Below are 6,020 nucleotides of genomic sequence, written 5' to 3'. Positions count from 1 at the left end.
TATGTTGGTCATGTTAAGTGTCCACTTAAAAATAAGTGGACACTATCCTGACGGCCGCAGCGCCTGGCTCAAGATGGGTTTACCGGACGGTTACGCCTATGAAACCCGCCGATTCACCGAAACCACCCCGGAGATACGGGAAGGTGTGTAGCGATCACAAACAGTAACACTGGGACACACTTCACAAACAGACAGGAAAGGCGAACAGGCTTATTCTGAGATTGTGGAATCAAGCAGTATCCACCCATGGCGGAGGAGCCGAGTAGTACCTCCGCCGCCATATGGGTACCGCAAGCTGATTCCGCAGGATTAACGAATTTTTCAGGCACTTTCGTTCTTTCCGAATTTCTTAAGCCAGCTCTCGTAAGCTGGCTTTTTTATTGCCTGCGAAAATCCCCGGGCGTTTTACCGGTCGCTGCCTTGAACTTGCGATGAAACGACGTGGTTTCGCTGTAGCCCAGGCGCAAGGCGATATCCGGAATACTCATACCGGTATTCTGCAAATAGTCCTCCGCCATCTGCTGGCGCACCTCATCCAGCAACTTCTGATAAGACACCCCTTCCTGGCTCAGCTTCCGCTGCAAGGTACGGCTGGTCATCCCCAGATCTTCGGCAACCATATCCTGGCGGGTAATGCCATCGGCGAGCTGTTTCTGGATGCTTTGCTTTACCTTGCTGGTCAGATCCGTGTCGGTGTCGAGCAACGCCAACTGAGACAATGCGTGGGCTTCCAGGGTTTTTCTCAATAGCGGGTCTGGCTGACGCAGGCGGGTGGTGAGTAAATCCTGATGAAGGGTGACAACATTCTCTGGCGCCTCGAACGTTACCGGACAACCCCAGCGCTCACGATACTCCGCCTCATAAATGGGCCCTGGCGATGAACGCTGGAGAGAAACTCTGATTGGATAGGCATTATCATTGTCCGCTAACCAACGGGCATAGCTAATCCAGGACGCAAACACATTGTCAACGACATGAGGCCAAACCACAGGGTCTGTAAAATTACAGGTCCACACCAGTGAAACCTCGTGCCCTTTCATCCGCAGACCAGTTGTACCCATATCCCCCACCAACTTCTCGTAGGGCGCAATGCGGGTAACGGCCTCCCCCAGTGTGGCGCAGCTCATGGTGATGTAACCCAGCACACTGTAGGAGCCGGGCTGGACAAAATCTCCCGTTTCAAGGCCAAGAACAGGACTACCAGACGCTTCAACCAACAAACGAATGAAGGTCTGGAATTGCTCGCCGCTCAGTCGGCCGTCGTCGGTATCGAGGAGAGTTGGCTCGAGGCCAGCTATACGGAACAACTTTTCGGTATGAATACCCTTGGAATCCGCATAGCGAACATACTGGCGGAGCGCAGCAACAGATGCTGTTCCGAATTCTGACATATTATTTTTCTATTTGTTATTCAGTTCGAGAATTCCATGAAGGACAGTTTTCAACTGATTTCGATCACTTGTACTCAGGGAACCCATTCGCTTCACTACGATAGATTGCTCAACCGTTGCGATCAATGGCTTCATCACAGAGGGCTTAAGTAGACCTGCTTGCTGCCAATCCGCTATAAAAGCCTCACCAAAACTAAGCGGGTCTCTTATCTGACTGGTAAGCGCCATTATTACAAGGTCTGGACGGTAAGACTGGTATGCTTCAGAGCTTATAATCACGGCAGGGCGTTTTTTCGTGGTTTTCAAATTCGTAAATGGAAAGCTGACCAGAACCACATCGCCAAATTCAAAGTTTGTCGTAGGCTGCATCATCCTCGTTGTCCCATACCTTTTGAAAAGAAGCCTCTGCTCCCCGCGCAAAATCCCTGCGCACATGGCGTTCACGATCTTTCTGGCTCAGAAAATCAATAAAATCTTCAACCTCTGCCAAGCGCTCTGGCGGCAGATGCTCCAGTTTCTTGGCAACTTGCTGAACCCGGTTATCCATCGTTCTCTCCTGTCGGTTCAGTTACTCTCAGGAAGTCAGTATCGCACGTCAGACACAAAAACGCCCAGCATTGGGCTGGGCGTTTTTGACTGGCATGGCCTACATCAAAGCTTGCGACCTTTGCCAGCGGCAATCCGCAGGCGCAGCGCGTTCAGCTTGATAAAGCCTTCCGCATCTTTCTGATCGTACGCACCCTGGTCTTCTTCAAAGGTGGCGATCTTCTCATCGAACAGAGAATCTTCAGACTTACGGCCGACCACGTCTACATTGCCCTTGTACAGCTTCAGGCGAACGGTGCCGTTCACGTAGTTCTGGGTCTGGTCGATCAGCGCCTGAAGAGCCTCACGCTCCGGAGACCACCAGTAACCGTTGTAGATCACCTCGGCATAGCGCGGCATCAGGCTGTCTTTCAGGTGTGCCACTTCACGGTCCAGGGTGATGGACTCAATGGCGCGGTGGGCGCGCAGCATGATGGTACCACCCGGAGTTTCGTAACAGCCGCGGGACTTCATGCCCACGTAGCGGTTCTCAACGATGTCCAGGCGGCCAATACCATTTTCACCGGCCAGCTTGTTCAGGGTTTCCAGCACCACGTGGGGCTTCATTTCCTGACCATCTACGGCAACGATGTCGCCCTTCCTGTAGGTGAGCTCCACGTAGGTGGGCTTGTCCGGGGCGGCTTCCGGAGACACACTCCAACGCCACATGTCTTCCTCGGCTTCGGCCCACGGATCTTCCAGGTTGATGCCTTCGTAGGAGATGTGCAGCAGGTTGGCGTCCATGGAGTATGGGCTCTTGCCCTTCTTCATTTCCACCGGGATGTTGCGCTCTTCACAGTACTTGAGCAGCTTCTCGCGGGAGTTCAGATCCCACTCACGCCAGGGAGCGATCACCTTCACACCCGGCTTCAGGGCATAGGCGCCAAGCTCAAAACGAACCTGGTCGTTACCTTTACCGGTAGCACCGTGAGAGATGGCATCTGCACCCGTCTCGTTGGCAATGTCGATCAGGCGCTTGGCAATCAGCGGGCGGGCGATGGAGGTGCCCAGCAGGTACTCGCCTTCGTAGATGGTGTTGGCGCGGAACATCGGGAACACGTAATCGCGCACAAACTCCTCGCGCAGGTCCTCAATGTAGATTTCCTTAACGCCCAGCGCTTCGGCTTTCGCGCGCGCCGGCTCCACTTCCTCGCCCTGGCCAATATCGGCGGTAAAGGTTACCACCTCACAGTTATAGGTATCCTGCAACCACCGAACGATGACGGAAGTATCCAGGCCACCGGAATAGGCCAGCACCACCTTTTTAATATCAGACATGCCCTTGCTCCAGACTGAACAGAATGGATGTGTTGAAAAGAAGGGCAACATTGTACGGGATGGCGGGGGGAATGGCTATAAAGTCCCTACCCTGTCAAAGGATAGGGGCGCTATGGGAGGTAATTGTGCGAAGTTAGCCAGCGGCTTGGGATTGCTGGGTTACCACTTCTTCGCGGATGCCGTCCCAGCCTTCTTTGATTGAACGAAGTAGTTCAATCACCTCATCCAGTTTGGCCATATCGTTGCGGGCACTGCCTTCCAGCAAGGTGCGCTCCATATAGTCGTAAAGAGCTTCAAGCCGCGCCGCCAGATCACCACCTTTCTCGAAATCGAGGAACGAGCGAAGCCCGCCGATGATCTCAATCGCTTTGTTCAGCAATTGCGCTTTGCCAGCGTAATCTTTGGCCTGCATCTTAGCCTTCGCCATATTGATACGCTCAATGGCACCGCTGTACAACAGCTGGATGAGCTTGTGGGGATCGGCATCGGTGATGCTGGTTTGGGTGTTAACGCGTTGGTACGCTTGTAAACCGTTCATAAATAACCTCGTTTCACCGTATTACTCTCGATTGTTCTGTGGCGCCAGTGCAGCCAACTGCTGAGTGACATAATCCCGGGTACTGTTCAACTGCGAGATCAAGGAATCCGCCGCACTGAACTGACTGATCAGACGTTCCCGATAAGCGGCAATACGCTCCTCAAGACGAACCTGGCTCTCCTGAATCTGCTCAAGCTCGCGATTAAGACTGTCTGTACGGGATTCAATGGCGCCGTCTGCGCCCACAATGTTGGTTACCAGATCAACCGTACGCTCACCCACACCTTCCACAAAGGTTATGGAACCGCGATTACCCGTCTGGTCACCAAGAATTCGAACCTGCAGCCCCGAAGCACCACCATTGCCATTTCCAAGGAAGAGTACCTGGCCGTCGCCTTCCGCAGCCCGGCCATCAATGGTACCGGCCACATCCAGGCCGTCCGTGCTGGTGTTAGTATCCAGCCCAAACAAGGCCGCATCTTCGGCGGATGCCAGGGCCACTTTTGAATCGCTACCGTAGTCCGCCGACGTGAACATCAGGTTTCCACCGCCATCCAGACCAACCTGCAATCGGGTACCGGCTGCATTCAGAGCATTGTTGGCGTCCAACTGAGCCTGAATATCATCCAGAAGCGCCTGCTGACTGATGCCATTTCCCTGGGTAAGCTTCAGGTTAACCGTAATATCCCCATTCACGGTCAAAGCAAGATCATCATTGGTATCGGTAATATCGAACGTAGCGCCGAGTGCCGAACCAGCTACCAGCTGCCCCTGTGTGGCGGCCTGGGTAATATTGATGTCATACTCGCCGGGCTCCGTATTCAAGCCGCTGCGCACAAATTCCACCTGGCCGTCTGTGGTACGCCCCTGCTCCGCAAACAGAGCCGTAACCTCATCAGGATTAGCCTTAAGAACTTCTTCGAACTTCGCCCGGTCGAATTCAAGGCCGCCGGTCTCAAAATCAGTGGTGATACCCACATCGGCCAAACTGCGAACACTGGCGTTCTCCATGCCAGGCACCACGCGGGTAAGAATATTCCGCAACTGGCTCTGAATCGTCCGAACCGTGGAATCGCCGGTCAACAGGCTGCCAACACCAGCCTCGGCATTAAAACCGGCAAGGCTGTCAATGGTGGATTGCAGCGCGTTGAACTTATCAACAAAGCCCTGAACCCGGTCTGCCACCGCGCCAAAATCCTGAGCCACCTTGATGGTAGAGGTGCCAGTTTCTTTGATATCAAAGGTCAGTCCATCAATCACATTTTCAAACGTGTTGGTGGAGCGGGTAACCGTTACACCATTGATATCCATTACCGCATCGCTGGCAGTAATAGTTTCTTTCAGGCCGGAGTCCGCATCCATTCCCGCGTTGAAGGCAAAACGTGAAAGGCCGGTGTTGTCGGTATCTGTACCAGCTGAATCGCCCGTGACAGAAATACTGACTGCGTTGGCGGTACCCGTCTCATCCGCAGAAAGCACCAGCTGGTATCCACTACCGGTATCGATTATTCCAGCGGAAACACCGGCATCCGCTTCGTTAATGGCATTCGCCAGGCCTTGAAGCGTGTCATTACTGCTGTCTATGGTGATATTCGTGATTTTGTCACCAACCGACAACTCCAGAGTGCCCTGCCCAACGCTGGTTGCGTCACGATCCGTAAACACATCCCGGGAAGCCAATGCCTGAGCAGAAGCAAGACTGGTGACCTCCACACTGTATGTGCCTCGGCTTGCCTTGGTGGAATCGACAGAAACACCGATATCGTCATTGGAGGAAGACGCAGAAAAGGCCTTGAGGTTATCCGGTGAGCTCAACTGCCGCATAGGCAGACGAAGTTCCGTTACGGCACTGCGCAACTTGCCATAGGCGGATAACAGCGCCTCGGCTTGCTGGGTTTTCTGGGTTAAACGGGTTTCAGTGGGTTTGCGCTCCGCCGCCACCAACTGATCCACCAGGTCCGAGTTCAGTACCCCGGAACCAATTCCCAACGATGATATACCTGCCATAACCATGCCTCCTCAAGGGGGCCAATGTCTTCACTGAACTGTGTATCGGCCGAAAGCGGCAAAACTTTGCCCTAATGGCGCAAAAATTTGTAACAACGCGTTAAACCAAGCATAGCCCCGAATCAGACCGGGTGCAGCCATAACGCAGAACACCGCCGGACCTTCTCAGGTGCGGCGGTGCTGAAATACCGTTGTAGTCATCCGCGCAAAAGCGGCAAGCT

At 53.7% G+C, this 6,020-nt stretch carries 6 protein-coding genes; all 6 read right to left on the bottom strand.

All coding sequences use genetic code 11. The features are described from left to right. Nucleotides 1-377: 377 nt before the first annotated feature. The 6 genes from ACSSVV_RS19720 to fliD all read right to left on the bottom strand — a co-directional run bounded on the left by ACSSVV_RS19720 (nucleotide 378) and on the right by fliD (nucleotide 5,799). Nucleotides 378-1,391: an AraC family transcriptional regulator gene (locus tag ACSSVV_RS19720; RefSeq protein ID WP_454106855.1), complete on the bottom strand. Its 1,014-nt coding sequence runs from the start codon at nucleotides 1,389-1,391 to the stop codon at nucleotides 378-380. Nucleotides 1,392-1,400: 9 nt separating this feature from the next. Next, nucleotides 1,401-1,763: a type II toxin-antitoxin system PemK/MazF family toxin gene (locus tag ACSSVV_RS19715; protein WP_454106854.1), complete on the bottom strand. Its 363-nt coding sequence runs from the start codon at nucleotides 1,761-1,763 to the stop codon at nucleotides 1,401-1,403. Continuing rightward, complete coding sequence (locus ACSSVV_RS19710; RefSeq protein ID WP_199452265.1) at nucleotides 1,738-1,938, bottom strand: DUF2281 domain-containing protein; 201 nt, start codon at nucleotides 1,936-1,938, stop codon at nucleotides 1,738-1,740. The genes ACSSVV_RS19715 and ACSSVV_RS19710 overlap by 26 nt, the downstream gene beginning before the upstream one ends. Before the next feature lie 104 nt (nucleotides 1,939-2,042). Continuing rightward, nucleotides 2,043-3,254, bottom strand: coding sequence for an argininosuccinate synthase (locus ACSSVV_RS19705; protein WP_369611806.1), 1,212 nt, complete (start codon nucleotides 3,252-3,254; stop codon nucleotides 2,043-2,045). A 133-nt stretch (nucleotides 3,255-3,387) separates the two neighbouring features. After that, the gene (gene fliS / locus ACSSVV_RS19700) at nucleotides 3,388-3,792 is read right to left on the bottom strand and encodes a flagellar export chaperone FliS (RefSeq protein WP_454106853.1); all 405 of its coding nucleotides are present in this window, start codon (nucleotides 3,790-3,792) and stop codon (nucleotides 3,388-3,390) included. A 21-nt stretch (nucleotides 3,793-3,813) separates the two neighbouring features. Further along, nucleotides 3,814-5,799, bottom strand: coding sequence for a flagellar filament capping protein FliD (gene fliD, locus ACSSVV_RS19695; protein WP_454106852.1), 1,986 nt, complete (start codon nucleotides 5,797-5,799; stop codon nucleotides 3,814-3,816). Between the last annotated feature and the right edge of the window lie 221 nt (nucleotides 5,800-6,020).

The organism is Marinobacter sp. MBR-105 (assembly GCF_053628895.1).
Note: the sequence above shows the minus strand (reverse complement) of the source record. Positions and strands in the feature narration are given on the sequence as shown.

Excerpts from the sequence above, each read along its gene's own strand:
- fliS (WP_454106853.1), bottom strand. The coding sequence starts at position 3,792 with ATGAACGGTTTACAAGCGTACCAACGCGTTAACACCCAAACCAGCATC.
- ACSSVV_RS19710 (WP_199452265.1), bottom strand. The coding sequence starts at position 1,938 with ATGGATAACCGGGTTCAGCAAGTTGCCAAGAAACTGGAGCATCTGCCG.
- ACSSVV_RS19715 (WP_454106854.1), bottom strand. The coding sequence starts at position 1,763 with ATGATGCAGCCTACGACAAACTTTGAATTTGGCGATGTGGTTCTGGTC.
- ACSSVV_RS19705 (WP_369611806.1), bottom strand. The coding sequence starts at position 3,254 with ATGTCTGATATTAAAAAGGTGGTGCTGGCCTATTCCGGTGGCCTGGAT.
- ACSSVV_RS19720 (WP_454106855.1), bottom strand. The coding sequence starts at position 1,391 with ATGTCAGAATTCGGAACAGCATCTGTTGCTGCGCTCCGCCAGTATGTT.
- fliD (WP_454106852.1), bottom strand. The coding sequence starts at position 5,799 with ATGGCAGGTATATCATCGTTGGGAATTGGTTCCGGGGTACTGAACTCG.